Source organism: Pauljensenia sp. C0170B5 (assembly GCF_056590195.1).
This window is the reverse complement of record NZ_JBWPVR010000005.1, coordinates 103,540-123,954: the sequence shown is the minus strand read 5'-3', so window position 1 is coordinate 123,954 and position 20,415 is coordinate 103,540. Positions and strand designations below refer to the sequence as shown.

At 60.0% G+C, this 20,415-nt stretch carries 12 protein-coding genes; 2 read left to right on the top strand and 10 right to left on the bottom strand.

From position 1 onward, the window contains the following. Positions 1–50: 50 nt before the first annotated feature. From AC1EJZ_RS07750 to ppdK, 4 genes are all read right to left on the bottom strand, one after another. Positions 51–1,331 carry a Fe-S-containing protein gene (locus tag AC1EJZ_RS07750; protein ID WP_480294471.1) on the bottom strand — a complete coding sequence of 427 codons (1,281 nt, stop codon included), beginning with the start codon at positions 1,329–1,331 and terminating at the stop codon, positions 51–53. A gap of 91 nt (positions 1,332–1,422) precedes the next feature. Further along, entirely contained in the window at positions 1,423–2,094 is a 672-nt protein-coding gene (locus AC1EJZ_RS07745) for an iron transporter (RefSeq protein WP_058237786.1), read from the bottom strand. Next, positions 2,091–3,758 (bottom strand): FTR1 family iron permease, encoded by a 1,668-nt coding sequence (locus AC1EJZ_RS07740; protein WP_480294469.1) that lies wholly within the window; start codon positions 3,756–3,758, stop codon positions 2,091–2,093. Before AC1EJZ_RS07740 ends, AC1EJZ_RS07745 begins: the two co-directional genes overlap by 4 nt. 780 nt (positions 3,759–4,538) lie before the next feature. Further along, the gene (gene ppdK / locus AC1EJZ_RS07735; protein ID WP_480294467.1) at positions 4,539–7,250 is read right to left on the bottom strand and encodes a pyruvate, phosphate dikinase; all 2,712 of its coding nucleotides are present in this window, start codon (positions 7,248–7,250) and stop codon (positions 4,539–4,541) included. Positions 7,251–7,556: 306 nt separating this feature from the next. On the opposite strand from ppdK, the gene AC1EJZ_RS07730 reads away from it, so the two are divergent. Next, positions 7,557–7,832, top strand: a complete 276-nt coding sequence (locus tag AC1EJZ_RS07730) for a PspC domain-containing protein (protein ID WP_480294465.1) — start codon at positions 7,557–7,559, stop codon at positions 7,830–7,832. Positions 7,833–7,907: 75 nt separating this feature from the next. Here AC1EJZ_RS07730 and AC1EJZ_RS07725 read toward each other — a convergent pair whose 3' ends face one another. Both AC1EJZ_RS07725 and AC1EJZ_RS07720 read right to left on the bottom strand, forming a co-directional pair. Beyond that, complete coding sequence (locus AC1EJZ_RS07725) at positions 7,908–9,341, bottom strand: FHA domain-containing protein (protein WP_480294463.1); 1,434 nt, start codon at positions 9,339–9,341, stop codon at positions 7,908–7,910. Between the two features lie 2 nt (positions 9,342–9,343). Then, entirely contained in the window at positions 9,344–10,687 is a 1,344-nt protein-coding gene (locus AC1EJZ_RS07720) for a hypothetical protein (protein ID WP_480294461.1), read from the bottom strand. Between the two features lie 108 nt (positions 10,688–10,795). On the opposite strand from AC1EJZ_RS07720, the gene eccCa reads away from it, so the two are divergent. Then, positions 10,796–14,839 carry a type VII secretion protein EccCa gene (gene eccCa / locus AC1EJZ_RS07715; protein WP_480294459.1) on the top strand — a complete coding sequence of 1,348 codons (4,044 nt, stop codon included), beginning with the start codon at positions 10,796–10,798 and terminating at the stop codon, positions 14,837–14,839. A 122-nt stretch (positions 14,840–14,961) separates the two neighbouring features. On the opposite strand, the gene AC1EJZ_RS07710 is transcribed toward eccCa, so the two are convergent. From AC1EJZ_RS07710 to AC1EJZ_RS07695, 4 genes are all read right to left on the bottom strand, one after another. Beyond that, a complete protein-coding gene (locus AC1EJZ_RS07710; RefSeq protein ID WP_480294457.1) occupies positions 14,962–16,506 on the bottom strand; it encodes an FHA domain-containing protein in 1,545 nt (514 codons plus the stop codon). Further along, positions 16,506–17,453, bottom strand: coding sequence for a PP2C family protein-serine/threonine phosphatase (locus AC1EJZ_RS07705; protein ID WP_480294456.1), 948 nt, complete (start codon positions 17,451–17,453; stop codon positions 16,506–16,508). Before AC1EJZ_RS07705 ends, AC1EJZ_RS07710 begins: the two co-directional genes overlap by 1 nt. A gap of 126 nt (positions 17,454–17,579) precedes the next feature. Then, positions 17,580–18,902, bottom strand: coding sequence for a S8 family peptidase (locus tag AC1EJZ_RS07700; RefSeq protein ID WP_480294454.1), 1,323 nt, complete (start codon positions 18,900–18,902; stop codon positions 17,580–17,582). A 59-nt stretch (positions 18,903–18,961) separates the two neighbouring features. Beyond that, positions 18,962–20,380 (bottom strand): hypothetical protein, encoded by a 1,419-nt coding sequence (locus tag AC1EJZ_RS07695; RefSeq protein WP_480294453.1) that lies wholly within the window; start codon positions 20,378–20,380, stop codon positions 18,962–18,964. Positions 20,381–20,415: the final 35 nt, after the last annotated feature.

Here is a 20,415-nt window from a genome sequence, read left to right as displayed (position 1 = left end):
TTCACCGTGATGTCGAATTATGTGCACGCAATGGGGCGCTGAACAGCAGATCATGCGAAGACGCTCGCTGCAGCTTCAAGTTGGGCGATGGACACCGACAGCGTGCCGTTCGACACTTCATAGTCAATCGGGATCGGGTTGCATCCGCCCTTGAATCCGATCGTGGCGATGTTCATGGCCACTTCGCACAGCTTGCAGATGACTTTGCCGTCTTTTTCGTAATACCCGGTCGGGCCGCAGATCTCGCACGCATCCAGGCCCACCCCGAAGGAGGATCCGGCTTTCTGGATGACGATGAAACGCACTTCAATGCCTGTTGACGTGGTGTAGGCGAATCGGTGCAAATGCCCATCTGAGACTTTATCGAGCTGCACGACTGCCTGGTCACCTGACACTTCAAACGGTTCAGGTTGGGACAGTTCAACGGTTGCCGAACTGATTGCAGCCCCAATAGTCAGCACGGCACCTGCTGCCGCACATGCCAAGAGGGAGCCGGCAGACAGGCGGCGCCACGACTTTGCTTCAGCCAGGCGGAGGCGACGCACAGCAGGGTTCGGACCGTCCTTGGGCAGCGATCGCGACCGGATCCACACCAGGATTGAGGCCACTGCGACCAGTGCGGTGGCCACCAGGGTGATGGCATCTTCGTGGTTGATGGTCCACGCGATGGATTCGAAGATCGCGCCGGGCAGGTGAATGATCCGCTTGGCCTGCAGGATGCGGACGATAAGGATCACGTGTGTCAGTGTCAGGATGCCGACACCCACTGTTGACATGATCGGTGCCAGCAGGGCACCGCGTTCGCACAGTTTGCGCACACCCACGGCCAGCAGGGCGACCAGGGCGACGCCGATGAGGTATCCGACGATGTTCTTGACGGTGTCGGTGGACACCAGGGACGTGTTGGGAGAGACGAAGGTTCGGATCTGAAGGAGCGCGGTGGGGGCCACCCGGAAGGTCGCCATGGCTGCATATGCTGCAGCAACCCACAGCGCTGCGCGACGCTGCGTTGAGCTTGCCTCAACGCCTTTTCGAGCACGACCCCGTACCCGCCACACCATCACGAGGGTCACAGCGGCCAGGATGACTGTGGGAATCAGCGCCCAGAACGTGATGTCCTGGCGGTTGATCTGACGCGGAATCAGCAGGTGCACGATGGTCAGTACACCGCCGAGGGCGACTCCCGCAAGCGCACCCCAGATAATGGAGCGGTATCCAGGTTTGCGGCCTTTTTGGCCTCCCCCCATGCTGGGTACTGCCGCGCTGAGAGCCCCAAGGGCGAGTGCCAGCAAGAGAGTGGTGGAGACTATTTCAACAATCTGCTGAATCATCAATCAACCTTTCATTGACGCACCAAGCTGGGGCCGGGTGCGCAAGCACCCTGCCCCAGCTCATACGTTTAACAAATGGTGCAGGTCAGGCTCACCATTCGACAGCGGTTGGATCCCACTGGAAGTTCTTGAACGTTGCAACCAGCGGCTCAGTCCAGTAGCGGCCGGTCACACCAGTGGTCTTGTCGACGTGCAGCATCCAGCCGTCCTTTTCAGGAGACTCGATGGTGATTTCAACGTCGTAGGTGCCTGCATCCAGCTTGGGCAGGTTCAGGCCGTAGTGCGGGCCGTCGTTGGCAACCATCGGCATGAAGGCGCCTTCCTGCACGACATCCTTGGTGCCTGCCTTGTACAGCTTGTAGGTCACGGTCAGGCCGGGGATGAAGTCGCCGACGCCGTAGCCCAGGTCGTTTTCACCAGCTGCAATGTCAGCTTCGAGGTGCATGGATGATTCCTCTTTGGGAACACCCATCTGAGGCTCCATGTCAACGGGCTGGAAGTAGACGCCGCCGACCTTCACGCGGTCGTTGTCCAGGTAAATGTCATCGCCGAGCGGGTTTTCCTGGAAGCCTGCGTCTTCACCTGGGGCAGCCGCTGCGTCGCCACCAGCGCTTTCAGCAGCGTCGCCTGCAGCGGACTGAGTGGTGGAGTTGTCAGAGGCGCCGCTCTCATTGGTTGATCCCTGCTGTGAGCAGGCACCGAGCGTACCGGCAACAACGAGTGCAGTCAGAGCAGCACCGACTTGACGTAAACGAATTTTCATTGAACTGTCTCCGTTTTATCTTCAGATGGGGTGGCATTATCGGCTGCAGCCTGCGCCCGATTACGTCGGGAGCCCCAAACGAACAGGCCGATAATGATCAGGAGAACGAGACCTTGAGCAGCCAGGTTCTCGACTCTGGGATAGATTCCCAGAAGATCTATGGTGGGCGCCCCGTTGATTGGTGTCAGCGGGAACGCGTCAGCTTCCTGTAGCTCCTTGATACCGGAGCCGGTGAATGTGATCGCCATGATCGCCAGCAGAATCGATGTGACGATGAAGAATGGTCGCAGCGGGATTCTGACAGCCAGCAGTCGGATCATCAGGTAGACGATGACCAGGCACACAGCGCCTACGCCCAGACCGACCCACACGTAATGCACCTGGTTGCCAGCTTGGGCGATGACAGGAAGGTAGAACAGGATTGTTTCTGCGCCTTCACGGAAAACCGCGAGGAATGCGATGAAGGCCAGTGAGAACAGGGAGCCCTGCGACAAGGAGCGCTCCGTCTTCGACTTGATGAACCGATCCCAGGCCGCCTGGCTTGACTTGCCGATCATCCAGTTGGACACCCAGATGAGCATGGCCACAGCCAGCAGTGCTGTGAGGCCTTCGATGAGTTCTTGGTTATGTCCGGCAAGTGCCGTGATGTTGCTCAGCAGCACAGCCAGCACAATGGAGCACACGATGGCGACTCCGGTGCCGGCCCACACGACTTTGGTCTTGTCACCGTGGCCCGCTTTGATCAGGTAGGCGATGACAGCGCCGACAACAAGGATTGCCTCGAAGCCTTCACGCAAGATGATGAGGAAGGCGGGCAGGAATGCGGACAGCCACGGGCTGCTTTCGGTCGCACCTGTTCCTTCGTACCCATCGAGGGTGTTGGCATCTTCACGAATGTAGTTCTTCAGCGTGGTGGCGTGCTGGTCGACAACGTCAGCATTGCCATCGTTCATCGCCTTTTTCAGCAGCGAGAATTCCATCTCCACTGTCGACACGCGAGTGCCGGAGATACGCGCCATGACCTGCTTTTCAAATCCGAGAGTTTCGTATCGCTGGTAGTACGCCACGTTCACGGTGTCCTTGCCAGCTTCAATGTCACCGTTCTTGAAGTGGTCCACGGCCTCATCGAGGATGCCGTTCATTTCCTTGGCGACCTGGCCCCACGGTCCGGGGCTGTATGACTCGCCGTCGGCTGAGCCGCCGTCAAGGGTTGCCGCGTCTTCAACCAGCATGGTCTTGAGGGTGTCGGTGTGCTGAGTCACTCCCGCATCGTCACCGTCACTCATGGCTTTCTTCAGCAGCGAGAATTCCATCTCCACTGTCGACACGCGTGCACCGGAGATACGCGCCATGACCTGCTTTTCAAAGCCAAGCGTCTCATAGCGCTGGTAGTACGCCACATTGACGGTGTCTTTACCGCCTTTTGCGTCGCCTCCCTGGTATTTCTCCACTGCGTCGTCCAGAATCGAGCCCATCTCTTTGGCCACGGAGCTCCATGAGTCGTGTGCCGGTTGTTCTGCTGAGATGAGTGTGGATGCTGGGGCTGGTTGCGCATGAGCGGGCAGTGCCAGCATTGCCATAAGGATTGCCATTAACGCTACGACGCATGCCACACCGACTAGGCGCTGTGGCTCAATGCGATGCTCGAGTCGAGCTGTGCTCACGATGTGAGCCTCCCTTATTTCGTAAGTTAAGCTTCCGACCGCTGGCGACAAGACCAATCGACGTGCCTGACTTTTCTTCTTTGCTGCTCAACGCAGTATAACTTAGGTGCCACTAACTTTACTAGCATCGTGCTCAGTCTCATTGGTTCCGTTTTGGCAACAGAACAGCCATTTTTGCGACACTTCAGGATTTTTTGTCTTTTCGTCACACCGGCATGACTTCGCTCACCATTGAGCAGTCGAGGCACATCGACGAGGGCGCCCGCTGGCCCCGCCCCCGGCCATGTCACTCCAGGACAAGGAGCGCACCATGCCCTGGATTCAGCCTTCACACGTGCACAACTCACTAAATCTTCTGCGCCCACATACACGACTTACTTAATCCTCTGCGTACACATGCACAACTCACTAAAAAGTCTCCAATTTCTGCACAATCCCCTTGATCAACAGTGGATAGGGACGCCCTCGACAATCCAAATACCCCGTGACCTGCGTGTTTGAAAATCGGCCGAAATGGCGGGGCGTTAAATTTAGTAAGTCGTGCAGGCCAAAGGGCCAATTTTAGTGAGTCGTGCAGGCCAAAGGGCCAATTTTAGTGAGTCGTGCACCCCGGCGGCCCGCCACACCACCGGCCCGCCACACCGCCACGCGAAAACGCGAAGGGCTGTACCCGGCAGTGATACCAGGTACAGCCCTTGCATCTGATGCACCGACAGACAGCTCACCGACGCGGCCGACGCGGCCGGCGTGACGGCGCTGCCTGAACAGGTGCGGCGCGGATCAGTCCTCTTCGGAGGCCACCGCGGCGCGGCCTGCTTCCAGACGCGCAACGGGGACGCGGAACGGGGAGCACGACACGTAGTTCAAGCCCACTTTCGAGAAGAAGTGGATGGAGGCCGGGTCGCCGCCGTGCTCGCCACACACGCCGAGCTTGATTTCCGGCTTGGTGGAACGGGCACGCTCAACGCCTTCACGCACCAGGGCACCCACACCGTGCTGGTCGATTGTCTCGAACGGAGAGACGCCGAAGATGCCGGCATCGATGTACTCGGGGAAGAACACGCCTTCCACGTCATCGCGCGAGAAGCCCCAGGCGGTCTGGGTCAGGTCGTTCGTGCCGAATGAGAAGAAGTCGGCTGCGTGTGCCAGATCCTCAGCGGTCATGGCTGCGCGAGGCAGCTCAATCATGGCGCCGATTGTCACACCCGACAGGTCAACGTTCTTGTCCTTGGACACCGCTGCGATAATCTCTTCAGCCGATTCGCGGATCAGCTGAAGTTCACGCTCGGATGCGACCAGCGGAACCATGACCTCCGGATGCGGGTGCAGCCCGCGTGCAACAAGTTCGGCGGCAGCTTCGCACAGTGCGCGGATCTGCAATTCGAACAGGCCTGGCAGGTAAATGCCCAGGCGGACGCCACGCAGACCCAGCATCGGGTTGTCCTCATGCATACGGCGAACGGTGGCCAGCATCTTCTCATCAGCTGGATCAACCGTCTCGCCCTTGGCCTTGGCCACGGCAAACTTGATTTCCATGCTGGTCAAATCCGGCAGGAACTCATGCAGCGGCGGGTCAATCAGACGCACCGTCATCGACTTGTCATCCATAACCTCGAGCATCTCGAGGAAGTCCTGCTTCTGCAGTTTCTCCAGCTCATCGAACGCATCCTGACGATCCTTCGATCCGGCTTCAGACAGGATGGCGCGCTCAACCAGCGGGCGACGATCACCCAGGAACATATGCTCGGTGCGGCACAAGCCGATACCTTCCGCTCCGAACTCGAGCGCGCGACGTGAGTCTTCAGGAGTATCCGCATTGGCGCGCACATGCAGGCGACGTACCTCGTCAGCGTGCACCAGAATTCGGTCAACAGCTGCAATCAGCTCACGCATATCCGCATCATCGCCAGCAACCTCCAGGCCCGCCTCCAGTCCGTGCGACAGATAGGTCGTCACAGGTGAATCCGAAACCGGAACGTCACCAAGGAAAATTTCACCGGTGGATCCGTCGATGCCGATCGTGTCTTCAGAGGTGAGAACACGACCATCCACCTTGACGGTTCCGGCGGCGGCATCAATATCCAGCGCGTCAGCGCCCACCACAGCGGTCTTGCCCATGCCACGTGCCACAACAGCTGCGTGAGAGGTCTTGCCACCACGGGCGGTCAGGACACCCTCGGCGGCAACCATACCGGGCAGATCATCAGGGTTCGTCTCACGACGAACCAGCACACACTTCACTCCATCGCGGGCCGCAGCTTCAGCCTGAGCGTTGTCAAAGACAATCTTTCCGACTGCCGCACCGGGAGATGCAGGCATGCCGCGGGCGATCAGTTCCTTCTGTGCGCTCGCATCAAACTGCGGGAACATCAACTGAGTGAGCTGGTCACCGGTAACGCGGCCGAGGGCTTCGTCGCGGGTAATCATCTTCTCGTCAACCAGCTGGGTGGCAACACGGAAGGCGGCGGCGGCAGTGCGCTTGCCAACGCGGGTCTGCAGCATCCACAGCTTGCCGCGCTCGATGGTGAACTCAATGTCACACAGGTCGCGGTAGTGAGTTTCAAGCTTGCGCATGATGGCACGCAGTTCCTGGTACGACTTGGGATCGCGCTCTTCCAGAGCTGACAGCTGCAGAGTGTTACGAATGCCGGCCACGACGTCTTCGCCCTGAGCGTTCGGCAGGTAGTCGCCGTACACGCCTGAGTGTCCGGTGGAAGGGTCGCGGGTGAAGCACACGCCCGTACCGGAGGTGTCACCCATGTTGCCGAACACCATGGTGCAGATGTTGACGGCGGTGCCCAGATCATCCGGAATGCGCTCGCGACGACGGTAGATGCGTGCACGCTCCGTGTTCCATGAACGGAAAACAGCCTCGGTGGCCATGTCCATCTGAGTGCGAGGGTCCTGTGGGAAGTCTTCGCCGGTGGCGTCACGCACGATCTTCTTGAATGTGTCAACCAGCGTGCGCATGTCCTCTGCGGTCAGGTCAACGTCGGCCTCAACGCCGCGTTCCTTCTTCAGTGAATCCAACGCGTCGGAGAACAGATCACCATCGATGTCCAGCACCGTCTTGCCGAACATCTGGATCAGGCGGCGGTAGGAGTCCCATGCGAAACGCTCTGATCCGGAAACTTTTGTCAGGCCTTCGACTGATTCATCGTTCAAGCCAATGTTCAGTACTGTTTCCATCATGCCGGGCATGGAGAATTTCGCGCCTGACCGGACCGAGACGAGCAGCGGGTCATCGCCTGCTCCGAGTTGGCGGCCCATGGTGTCTTCAACGCTACGCAGTGCTGCGGTCACCTCGGTCTCGAGGGTGTCTGGCACGCTTCCATCTTTCAGATAAGCCCGGCAGGCTTCGGTGGAAATCGTGAATCCAGGCGGAACAGGCAAACCCAGTCGCGTCATCTCAGCGAGGTTTGCGCCCTTACCCCCGAGCAAATCCTTCATGGACTTGTTGCCCTCGGAGAAATCGTAAACATACTTGACCATCGAGGTCCTCATCTCTCGTTTCTCTCGTGACGCACCCGTCCTCGGGCGCCTTCGTGCCAACTCTACCAAAACTGGGACCTTGGTCACCGCGCGCAGGCCTTGAAAGCGCTGAAAGCTTCCACAATTCGCCAGAAGAATAATTCCGTCCGCTCACCGCCTCGCCCACCGGCTCCTCATTGGCGAGGGCGACCGCGCATCTGCGAAGGGGCTGCCAGGGCGAAAGTGGACGAATGCTCGGGTGCCTCAGGGAGATTTCAGGGTCCTCCCCGATAGCGCTCAATGCCTGTTATCAGGTGGAATGGTTCCATGAATGAACAGGTCACAACGGGTTACTCTCGCAGGGTTTTCAGCCGAGACACTCAGCATCGTTTTCTCGGAGGTGTATGCGCTGGTATCGCCCGATACCTTGGTTGGGATCTGATCCTTGTGCGCCTGCTGTTTATCGCAACGCTGCCGCTTCCTGGGTCAGGCATCATGCTCTACCTCATATTGTGGTTCGTCATGCCTGCCGATGATGAGGGCGCCGCTTACCCGAGTGACATTCCTGTCACTGCCGAACCTGCCGTTCATAGCACCCGCTGACACGAAGTTCTCGCCCACGTCAGCCGATGATCCGCAGTGGCAGTCAGACAGTCCGGGTGCTCCCCACTAGAGCCATCACTGTTGACTGTGGGGCGAGTTGATGGTGATCGACCGTTCTCCAGCACGAAGTGTTGCGCCAATTGGGACAGCCTGACGATTTCCTCGCTCCAGTTCAAACACTGAACCGTCAGGTAACGTGACCGACGTGCCGTTCGCAGAAAAAGCATCCTCCACCCACACTCCGCCGGGAGCAGGACCCAAGCGCAGATGAGTGCGAGACAGTGAGCGTGTTGAGTCCTCGACAGTGACAGCACGTTCACTCGGTGACATCGTGACAGGTGCGCGCCCAATGACTGTCGTACCAATCACTGCTTCTTTCTCACCTGAATCGAATACCAGCCATATTTCAGCGTTCTTCTGATCATGCTGCGTGTTAGGCTTCGGCGTGCCGGCTCGATCCGGCTGCTCCTCCGGTGCAGGTGCAGAAGTGTCGTCACTATTCTCTGGCTTCTCGACTCCGGCGGCAAACTGGCTAGCCAGCGGAACTGCAGCCGAATTTGAAGCAATCGGCTCCGGATGAGCCACGTCAGGAGCAGGTTGCGCTGGCGCTGCTGGTGGAACGATAACGGAGAAGCCATCGGGCTGGGCTGGCTGGGCCGGTGTCACCTCAGGCTGTGCCAGTGGGTCGGGTGCTTCCTGGGGATGAGCCTGGCGCGGAGCCAACGACGGTTTGGGCTGTGACGGAACGGCAAAGGATCCCGCACCTGTCGGTTTCAGCCCGGGAGATGACAGGCTCGGCATCCACATGCCAAACGAGCGCTGACTCTGCTGTGAACCAGCCTGCTCCTGTGGTTGCGGCTGAGGTGCCGGTGGCATCGACGGTCCGGGGACTCGCGCGTCACCCTCGTCCATCGGGTGCGACGAGGGCGAGGCTGGCCCAGTCCAACCGGTGTTCTCCGATGTCAGTGTGTGAGTGGTCTGCCGGCCATAGGCGTCGGGAGCCGTTGTCGGGCGCCTGAGCGGTGAGCGCAAATCACGTGTCGCCGTACCCGCGAGCGAATCAACCCAATCGCGGCCATCTTTGCCCAGCCACACCACGATCACAGGCCCGATAACCGTGACGTGCAGTAAACCGATGATGGCGCTGCGAATTCCCTGACGTTTAAGTCCCGGTGCGTGATCCGTACCCGCTGCGACCGCGACGGTACGTGTGGCCAGTGCTCCCAAGGTGCGTCCGGTACGGGCACGCACAAGCGTCAGAACCAGGAACAGTTCCAGCACAATAATGCCGACGAAGATCAGAGACGGTCGGATGAACCATGCAAGCGCTGCACACGCCCAGATCATCAGCAGGTCGATCATGTACGAGCCGACCCGCAGGTTTCGCGACGCCGGGTTACCACTGGAGGTGGGGGCGCTTCTTTGCGAGGAGGGACGTGATTGCGTTCCGCGCGGTATCTGCGTGCGCATCGGGCTTTGAGCTGGTGCAGTGGAAGGAATAGACGTCATAGTTACGATGCCACCTGTCGGATCACGTCAAATAAGCCGGTAGAGAATACGGCGCACGGCAAGATGAACACCAGTGAAATTGACTGGGCAATGTCTCCGACCCGGCCGAGAAAAGCGGCGCCCTCGTCACGGCGTGAGACCAGCATGGCCGCGCACACCACTGCGATGCCGCTGATTGCCAGCATCCCGCCAACGCCAAGAGGTCCTGCCACCTGTTGCCCCGTCGGGGACATGATGAGCGCGCCCGCCAGAGCCGTTGCGCATACGCGCGGACCGATGCGAAATGCTTTCGAACGCGTATTGCGGGGCGTAAGTGAAAGGGCAAGAATTGCGCACACAACCGTCGCAGTGCCGACGCGTCCGTGCCACGAGGTCAGGTCAACTCGGCTCGCCACCATCGGAATCGTGACGCAAACCGCCACACAACAGATGATGACCAGCGTATCCAGAATCCCGGATGCCTCCCGCACGGTGCGCTCCACACGTGCATGCGTGATCCGCGAGGGTGATGCCACTTTCGCTTGACGCACCGCAGGCGCTGACGTGGTGACCAGTGGGAGGTCGAGGAGCTGCGTTTCAGGAATCCGCACCGCTGTCTGAGGCACAATCGCCAGGGCCAACACCAGCAACGCCAAGCCGATCGGCATGATCGTGGACCACGGAATCTGGAACGCCGTGGTCATGGACAGCACAGCAGCTAACACACCGAAAGCGACAGCGCTGGCCGCCGCCGAAGGCAGGCGAGTCGTCAGCCAATACAGAAGCGATACTCCAAACGCAACCCAACACAGCATGGGGGGTGCAAGAACGATGGAAACGGGGGCCTGCGGAGGAAGCAACGCCAGGGATGCCACGCCGATGAAGGAACTCAGCGCCAGGCAGGCTGCGGTTCCCGCGTGCAGACGACCTCGGAAAATCAGGGGATGAATCAGGAGGATCGACACGATGCCGGCACCAATGCGCACGCCTTGTGGAATCATGGCCGACCGTGCCACCAGTGGGGCGATAATGCAGGCCGTTTCAAGCCCAACGACGGCAATCATGATGCCCACGATGCCCAGAAGGCGGTTGAACCAGGGGGCCTCGGCGTATTCACGGGCCCTGACTTGCGCCCGGTCGGACGCTAGTCCACTGGCGACCGACAGAATAGTGCCGGACGGAAGATCTCGTCCCAGCGCTTGAGAAGGGGACACCGGCTTGCCGCTCGGCAGCGTGATGCGGACGTCGCCCATCGACGTATCCACATTCATCATCGCAAGCAAGCCTGACACCGTCGTGCCGACAGGGACGGCGACATCTGACCGGGTACCAGCCTGCTCGATAGTGGCCTGCGCAACCGATGTCATAGGCTGTCCTGTCCTTCGAGCTGGTGAACCTCTCGTTCTATCCCCACTATCAAGATAATATGAGATGCGCATGCATTTCATGTCAAGACCACCATTTGAGGTGAAAATATGGCAGAAGAGGACGCATCCCCAGACCGGGTCAGCTCGCCGGAGCTGCCTGCGGGTACGATCCCGATCGAGGGGCCTCCGGATCAGGTTGAACCGCCTGGTATGGGCAATGTCCTGATGACGGTTGTCCCGATGTTCGGATCGATGGGTGTCATGATCTTTATGGTCATGAGTGCGAACAACAACCCGCGCATGCTCATGATGGGCGGCGCCATGGTTTTCGCGATGCTATCCATGGTCGGTTTCAATATCTACCGCCAGATCGGCGGGCACCGTCAAAAAGTGGTGACGACCCGCCGGGAATACCTCGCCTACCTGTCAGAAATGCGCCAGACCGTCCGCACTGCTGAGCGCAAACAGCGCGCCTATATCCGCTGGCACTTACCCGACCCGCTGGCTTTAACGCTGATTGCGCAGGACCGCGCCCGTCTGTGGGAACGAGCCCCAGGGGATGCTGACGCGCTCAACATGCGAATTGGCTCTTCAACACAAGCACTCTCAATGGATCTTGACGTACCTGAGCTTCCTCCGATGGCCAACCCCGACATCGTCTGCCATAGTGCGCTCAACCGGTTCGTGGAGACGTTTTCCAACATTGATCATGTGCCTTTCGGCGTCATGATCGGAGAATTCTCCCATATTGAGGTTGCAGGGCGGCACGATGTGGCCCGCGCGCAGGCACGTGCCATGCTGTGCCACCTGCTGACATTCATCGGTCCAGGCGCCCTGAAAGTCGCCGTGTTGTGCTCCGAGGAGGCACGCCCGCAGTGGGAGTGGGTCAAGTGGGCCCCGCATGCGCGTTCATCAGAGGAGCGGGACGCCCTCGGCCCTGCACGAATGATCACCAGCGACTACGCCGAACTGGAAAACCTGCTGGGTGAGGAGTTCACCACGCGCGGCACGTTCCGACCACGTGACGAAAACGTGCAGTGGCCGCACCTCGTGCTGATCGTCGACGATGCGAACATGCCGTCACAAACGCGCCTCGGGTCACTCGAAGGATGTCTGGGCGTCACCGTTATCAAGGTTCTCGAAAAGTGGGGACCGCTCGTCTCACGCAGCACGATGCGCCTGCTGATTCACCCGTACGAACACAAGGATCCTACCGATCGGCGAGTCATGGAAGTCGTGCTGATGGATCAGCGCCCCATCGTCGCCCAACCCGATGAGATGAGCATCGAGCAGGCTGAAGCACTGAGCCGACGCACCGCATTCTGGAGCGAAGGCGAGAAACGTTCCGCCGACAAACCTGCCGGCCGCTCAGACCCCGCACGTTCGGAAGACCTGATGACGCTGCTGCACCTGCCGGATGTGCGCGACTTCGATCCAGATAAGGAATGGAAGTACCGCACCGGGCGCGACTTGCTGCGTGTTCCGTTCGGTGTGACGCCCGAGGGGATCCCCGTCCTGCTGGACATCAAGGAATCAGCTCAGCAAGGTATGGGCCCGCATGGCCTGCTGATCGGTGCGACTGGTTCAGGTAAGTCTGAGGTACTCAGGACTCTGGTGCTGGCAATGGCGCTGACCCACTCCCCCGAGCAGCTCAACTTCGTGCTGGTTGACTTCAAGGGTGGCGCGACGTTCTGGGGAATGGGCAAGCTGCCGCACGTATCGGCCGTCATTTCCAACCTTGAGTCGGAACTGTTCCTGGTTGACCGTATGCAGGAGGCCCTGCGCGGCGAAATGGTGCGACGCCAGGAGCTGCTGCGAAAGGCCGGCAACTACGCCAACGTCACGGATTACGAGGCAGATCGGCGCGCCGGTAAACACGAGTATCCGCCGATGCCGGCACTGTTCATCATCCTCGACGAGTTTTCCGAACTGTTGTCGGCCAAACCTGACTTCATTGATCTGTTCGTACAAATCGGTCGTCTGGGGCGATCCATGTCGATCCACTTGCTGCTGGCCTCTCAGCGCCTGGAAGAAGGCCGTCTGCGCGGGCTGGATTCGCACCTGTCCTATCGCATGGGCTTGCGTACATTCTCCGGTCAGGAGTCACGTTCCGTGCTGGGTGTGACGGATGCGTATGAGCTGCCATCGATTCCAGGTGTCGGATATCTGAAGACCGGTACTGATCAGATGGTGCGTTTCCGCGCCTCGTATGTTGCCGCTCCCCCGCCGGCACGTTCCCACGCTCCACGCTCAGGCGAGCAGGCCGGCTCCCCCGAGTCGGCGCTCACGATCCTTCCGTTCACCTCCACTCCTCAGCTTTCGCTTGACGAGGATAACTCTGACCAGGATTCTGATCGCGAGCAGGAAGAAGCTCGCCAGGAATATGTCGCCCCTGAGGACCGTCAGTGGGCGGATATGACACAGATGGATATTGCGGTTGCCAAGATGGTGGGTCACGGACCTGAAGCTCACCAGGTGTGGCTGCCGCCCCTGGATATTCCGGATACGTTGGACGCCCTCATGCCGGATCTGGATGCTGATCCGCGCCTGGGATTGGTTTCACAATCGTGGCGTGCGAAAGGCCGTCTGCGTGTCCCGATGGGCACCACTGACGTTCCGCTGGAACAGCGCCGTGAGACACTGGAATATGACCTGTCCGGCGCGGGTGGTCACATGGCCATTGTGGGTGGTCCACTGTCAGGTAAGTCCACCGCGCTGCGCACACTGGTCATGGCACTGTCGTTGACGCACACACCGCAGGAAGTCCAGTTCTACATCATTGATCTGGGCGGCGGCACCTTCTCAGCCTTTGCGGACGCACCCCACATCGCTGGCGTGGCGACGCGTGATACCCCCGACGTCCTCAACCGTATGCTTGCCGAGATCGAGTCCATCATCGTCGACCGTGAACGCTATTTCCGCGCGAATCGAATCGACTCCATCTCCACGTACCGGCAGGGACGCGCTGAGGGGCGTTTCGACGACGGATACGGTGATGTGTTCCTGGTCGTTGACGGGTGGGCGATCCTGCGCAGCGACTTCGAGGATCTCGATATGCGAATCCAGGCGATGTTGCCGCGAGCTCTGTCGTTCGGCGTCCACCTGATAGTCGCGACATCACGCTGGATGGATATGCGTCAGCAGGTGCGTGACGTCATGGGATCAAAGCTGGAGCTGCGGCTGGGCGACGTCACCGATTCTGAAGTCAACCGCAAGGTTGCGGCTACGGTGCCGGGGGGTCGTCCTGGGCGCGGCTTGGAAATGGGCGGCCACCACGTCCTCGTCGCATTGCCGAGGGCGGACGGTGACCACGACGTATCGTCCATGTCAGCCGGCATTACCGCAACGCTTGAGCGCATCGCAAAGGCTGCTCCCGCACCGGGTCCGAAACTGCGCCTGTTGCCCGAACGCATCACGGTGGAGGAAGTCCAGCAACTGGAGGGCGCGCAGGACCGCGAGGGATTGCTGCTCGGCGTGGAAGAATCCCGACTGGGCCCATGGGTCTTCGATCCTGCCCACGAATCGCACCTGTACCTGTATGGCGATTCCAAGTCCGGCAAGACCACATTCCTGCGCACTGTCGCTCGTGAAATCATGCGCACGAGTACACCGAAACAGGCCCAGATCTTCCTGGTTGACTACCGCCGCACCCTGCTCGGGGAGGTTCCCGAGGAGTACCTTGCGGGTTACATGACCACGCGTGATGATGCGACAGCAACAATCAATGATCTGGCTGAGTATCTGCGCACCCGACTGCCCAGTGACTCTGTGACAACTGAGCAGCTCCGTAACCGCTCCTGGTGGCAGGGCGCCGAGGCGTGGCTGCTGGTCGATGACTACGATCTGGTTGCCACACAGTCAGGTAACCCGCTGATCGCCCTCCAACCGTTACTTGCTCAGGCTGTGGATGTGGGTCTTCACGTCATCGTGAGCAGACGAATGGGCGGTGCTTCGCGCGCTGCCTTCGAACCTGTCCTTCAGGCACTGTCTGAACTCGGTACCACTGGTTTGATGCTGTCCGGCAGCCCTGATGAGGGCGCGGTCATTGGCCGCATCAAGCCGAAGCGCCTGGTAGCCGGTCGTGCCCAGATCGTGTCACGCGACGCGGGACTCGTGATGGGTCAATTGGCGTGGACGGATCCGATCGCGTGACCTGGGTCCGCTGCGCCGACCCGATTGCAGTACCGGCCCGGTTGCAGGTGCGCGACTGGGTTCTAGCCAGATGATCTGAGCGTGACGCAAAAACGCGGAGGTGTCGACTGCTGCCCGGCTGGTCAGCCCTGCGGCGGGGCGTAACGCATCGCCGGTGTTTCAACGACGCGGAACTCCACGCTGAGACCCTCCCCCAGGTCGATGCGATCGCGGTCGAATAGGACTACTGGATCCCACGTGGCGACACGGCTGACTTGCCCGTTTTCGTGTACGACTGTCGTGCCGTTAGCAGATCCCAGATCCATCACGGCCCACCGTTCAGGGCCTTGCGGCATGACGATGCAGTGTGACCGAGATATTTCCCCCTGCGGGCTGGGCACGCGAAGTGTTGTGGCAGGTGGGCGCCCTGTAATGACGCGCGAGTTCGGATCTCGACCAATGACCACATCCCGGGTGAGTTCAACAGGCGCTCCACCGGCATAGACGAGGTAGGCGCTGATTCGCGTGTGCGGTGTCTCAGGTGGGAGTGGAGACGGCGGAGGACCCGGGTATCCGTTCGGGGCCGCAGAATCATAGGGGCGTCCCTGAAAGGGACTGTCAGCAAATTGGGTGCCGCTGCTCGCACTGTCGGGGCTCTGCGACCTGGCTGATGGTTGAGCGGTGGGTGCCGCAGGCCGCGCAGCATAACGCACGGTGTGAGGTGCCTGGGGGCCCTGGCCCGAATCCTGTGAGTCCTGCGAGCCGCGACGTAGCTGGTTTTGTTCGCGTTGACGGCGCATCTGTTCGAGCATTTCAGGCGTCATCGTTTTTTCGAGCGATTCAGGGTTGAATCCTTCGGGAACGTCACTCGGAGCGGGTCCAGACGGCGTTGCCGGCTTGGCAGGGCCGTCAGGCACGTCACTGGCAGCAGACGCAGCAGGGGTGACTGGTGCAGCAACCCCGGCAGGTCCGACAGGCGGTGCCGGGTCACCTGGAGGTGTGGAATCGGCCAGCGGTGCTGGCTCAGTTGAAGGTGTCGGCTCAGCATCCACGCTGCTCGCGGTATTTTCACCATCGACGAGAGGTTTCTCGTTCGGCTCAGGTGACACGTCATGAGGTGACGCGTCGCGCTCTGAGGCATCGTCACGATCTACTGCATCGAGAGGCGAGGACACCGGATCGAAGTAACCGATGCGCACTCGGCGAGCCTGAGCCGCGCCTGTGACAAGCGGCAGCCACGGATCACGGCGCTGTCGCTCAGCGATGCCATCTGCCTGGTCCGTGTCATTGCTGTCAGCATCAGGCTGATCCAGTTCGCCAGAGCCGAACTCGATCTCGATGGCGTCCCAGTGTGAAGAATCGGCCTGCACACCTTCGGACGTGATGCGCGAGGAGCCAACCTGCGGATGACCTGCTGCTTCAGAATCCGTCACCGGGCTCGCGCTCCAGATCCGAATCGAACATTCGGGATACGCATAGAGCTGCACCTGGTCCCCGCGAGTATCAGCGACAAAAACGCGTCCGCCTTGTGCACGAATCGATTCGAGCAGCTCGCCGGGGTCCCCCTCGTTCATGACACACGTCAGTGCGGCGTTCAGGCATTCAGAGGACACCAATGCCGTGCCGAACGGGCCGTTGACGGCGACAAACCCATGCCCTTGGGTAGATACACGTCCAAGCTGCCACATCAGATGGTTTCCTCCGCGGACGAAGGAACCTCGTCGCCCGCTTGTTCGGCCGCATCACTGCCTGGCTGACGGCGAATCGTCTGCGTGGAGGAAGGACGCGCAATGCCGACGGTACGTTCAAACGGATTGACGGAATCGTCAGCTGGCCACGGCGGATTCACGGATTCAACGAAAATCGTCACAACCGTCGCGTTGTCGCGTGTCTGCCGCTCCAGCGCCGCATCCACCAGCGCATTTGCCGCGCGTTGAGCATCATCTGACTGATTGACGATGCGAACCATCTCCGCGTCGTCAATCGCCGAATGCACTCCATCTGAGCAGATCACCACCCTGTCCCCAGGCGCGATCGTCGTCACGGTGAAGTCCGCCTGGGGCAGGCCCGGCATTCCGCCACCCAGGGCGCGTGTGATGATATTGGCTGCGGGGAGTTCGTCTGGTGACCATTGAGCGTCACGCGCTTCCTGCCGGGCCGAATGGTCTTTCGTCATGGCCCGGATCTGCCCATCGTTTATAAGGTACGTACGCGAATCGCCTACATTGAAGACAAGCCATTGGGGCCGCTCCTCGTGACTGGCGATGAGAACCCCCGTCAGGGTCGTGCCCGGCGCACCGGCCAGCACAATATTCGCCAGGTCTTTGTCCTCGTCGGACATGGACGAGGGGGAAGCCAGGGCCATCACTGCCTGCGCGGCGACGGAAATGGCATGATCAAGGTCGTTCACATCGGCTTCGCGGCCATTGAGAGCATCGCCGGACAGTGCGCCAGTGAAAGCCTGGATCGCCACTTCGGAGGCACGTCCGCCACCTGCATGTCCACCCATACCGTCTGCTACTGCGTAGAGAGGGGGCTGTGCTGCCCAATGGTCCTCATTGTCGGGGCGCGGACCCTGATCGGTTGCTGCTCCCCACCGCGTGCGTACAACGCTACCGAGACGAGATAGGTCCATGGCATACCTCTTCCTGTCGGATGTTCACTCCGAGTTTTTCACGTCCGGGCTCAAATTCATAGAGTTTGTGTGCCAGGAAGATCGATTGCCGCATCGACTGCGCCTCAGCTGCGTCCCTGGCTACTCTTAGAATGGCTGCTGACGTGGAGTGCCGGTCCGAGGCGAACGCGCGCGGGCAACAAGCACGACGACCACAATTATGACGACAAAGACGACTGCACCTACTGCAATCCAGATGCCAAGCGGTATGCCATTGGACTGGCCGGCCCCGTCTGATGGTGCGGACTGAGGCAGTTGGCTGGCGTCAGACTGGCTGGCACCTGACTGCCCCGATTGGGTAAAGCGCGGTGAGGTGCCGGGCTGCCATTGATCGCCGTATTCGGGACGTGCAAAAGCGTCGTCTGCGCGCCCGCGATACACGTAGTCCTTGTCTCCGACATCTATCGTGAAGAAGGGGTCAATGAGGCCGTCGCGGTAATCGGCTCGCAGCTGATCATCAGGGCCGTGATCTGATTTGTGCAGCAGGGGGTTTTCGTCCTTGAAACGGGTTGGATCGGCGTTGAGGAACTCATGCAGCTGCGGAACTCCAAAACCAATCTGCTCATCCCAGTCTTCACGACCTGTTGACCACGAAAAAGCGTTGAGCACTTCGTACGGCGTCGCCTCGGGCCACTTCTGCATACCCAATGCCAGCATGCCGGCAGCCATTGGAGCTGAAAACGAGGTTCCACATGCATCAGGTGTAATGACCGTGAGGTTGCCGTCAGGGTCCGGATCGCGAAGCGTGATCTGTTCACCGGGAAGGACCACGTCCAATCCCTCGCCGTGGGAAGAAAACGTTGAGCGGTTGCCTTCAAAGTCAGATGAGCCCACAGCCAGCACACCGTTATCTGCGGCGATATCGATAGGGAAATCCTCTTTATTGCCGGCAGCTGCCACCAGCAACACCTCGTGCAGCTCGGCGCGCATCGAGACATATTGGAGCAGCGAAGCGCTGCCACCGATCGTGATCACCACGATATCGGCGCCCGCGTTGATGGCGGCATTGATTGCACTGACCACGTTGTCCTGGGCAGCGCACTGCGTGGACAGGCCGTCACGGGACTCATTGAACAGCGACGTCACCGCAAAGTTCACGATTGTCGCACCGGGTGCCACGCCGTAATCCGGCGAGGCGACTACTGACGTGACGGCGGTTGCGTGTGACACTTCAATAGGTTCGAATGCGGCGTCAGAGCACATTGCCTCGTGAGCGGCGATGTCGGCACCGGCCAGTTCCGGCACTCCCGTATCGGCCAGTCCGTCCACGATTCCGATCGTGATGCCGGACCCATCCAGCCCCTGCGAGCGCGCCTCGTCCAACCCTAGATAGTCCTCGTAGGCCTGGTCGCGAATTGTGTCATCGCCGTGGGCGGGGACGCCCACCATGCACAGCAGAGCGATGAGCACTGCTGATAGGCAGAGGCTGAGACTTCTGAGGGTGCGAGTTGATCGAATCGGGAAACTACTCACCAACGATCCTCGATCTCGCTTTCACTGGCATGTAGATCCTCCGCTGAACCTGCTCCTGACTGTTCTGATTCGTATGGTTCTGAAGCTGCGTCTTCTTCCAAACGGAATACATCGTATCCCACGAGCGCGGATTTTCTCTCGCTGTTGTCAGAGCCGGCACCGGTACCGCCCATGGGTGCCATAAAGCCTCGTCCCATTCCGCCTCGACCTGCGGCAGCCGCAGCTGAAGAGTTGGCCGCACCACCTGCACCTTGAGCTCCAAAGCCTGTCGCGCCCCGGGCAGCCATTCCTCCAGCGCCACCTGTTGTGCCTTGCGCGGACATTCCTGCTGCACTTCCTCCAGCACCACCTGTTGTGCCTTGCGCGGACATTCCTGCTGCACTTCCTCCAGCACCACCCGAGGTGGACGATGACACGATTCCGCTGGCGGGAACTCCCCGCGAAAATGCGGCCGCTGCGTTCGGTCCGGCCAATGACAGTCCTGACAGACCTGATCCGCCGGCCCGGGCAGCCAAAGTGGCAGCTCCTGCTCCCAGCAGACCTCCTGCCATGACAGCCGTCGAGCCGCCTACTCCCAGACGACTTCCCTCCGCAGCGATTCCCTGATCGAGGAATGCACCGATACCCTTAGGGCGCGTTCCCTCCGGCAGATATCCCTTCAGGGGGCCGTCAGGTCTGATCGCACCATCAGGGGAGGAGCCTGACAGCGTTGCCTCATTGCGAGTTCCGCTTTCAAATGCCGTGGCACCTGAGTTGACGTCTCCGATGGACGCGCTCGACTCGCCTCGCATGTTCGACATCCACGAACCCAGTCCGTGACGTGTCTCAGATCCGGAGATCAACGGTATTCCTGCGCTCTGCCCGCGTCCACGAGAGCCGGTTCCATTTGGGTAGTCGTAATTCGCGTAGCCGACGCCCGATCCCGACCGTGAAGAATTATTCCCTGTGGAGGAGCCTCCTGACCTGTTCACTTGCTGGACTTTGGAGATCACGTTCTTAGCTGTTCGAGATGCCGCGAACAGGCCCTCATTCATTTTCGAAAGGATCTGGGCGGCTTCCGAATCGAGCTGGCTGATATCTTCAGGACGCTTGGGGCCTGCGCGGTGATACTCCGCGACAACCGTCTCACCCTCACGCGACGCCTCTCCGATAGCAACCTGCGCCTGAGAATAAGCCTTCGAATACGTCCTGATCGCGGCCGAGTAATCTTCCACCTTACTCTGGCACCGCGATAGCCAACTCACAATGGCGTCATTGGTTTCGCCAGAAATATTCGTCCTGGCCTTATACGTGCTAATGATCTCGTTGCACTCATCGAGTTTTTCTGAAATCTTCTCGATCAACTCCGGCGTCTCCGCGCCTCGCACCGGAAGCTGCTGCACCGCTTCCAGTCGTTGGACGATTTCTCCAGCCATGATTCACCTATTCACTCCAGTAGTTCAACATGTGG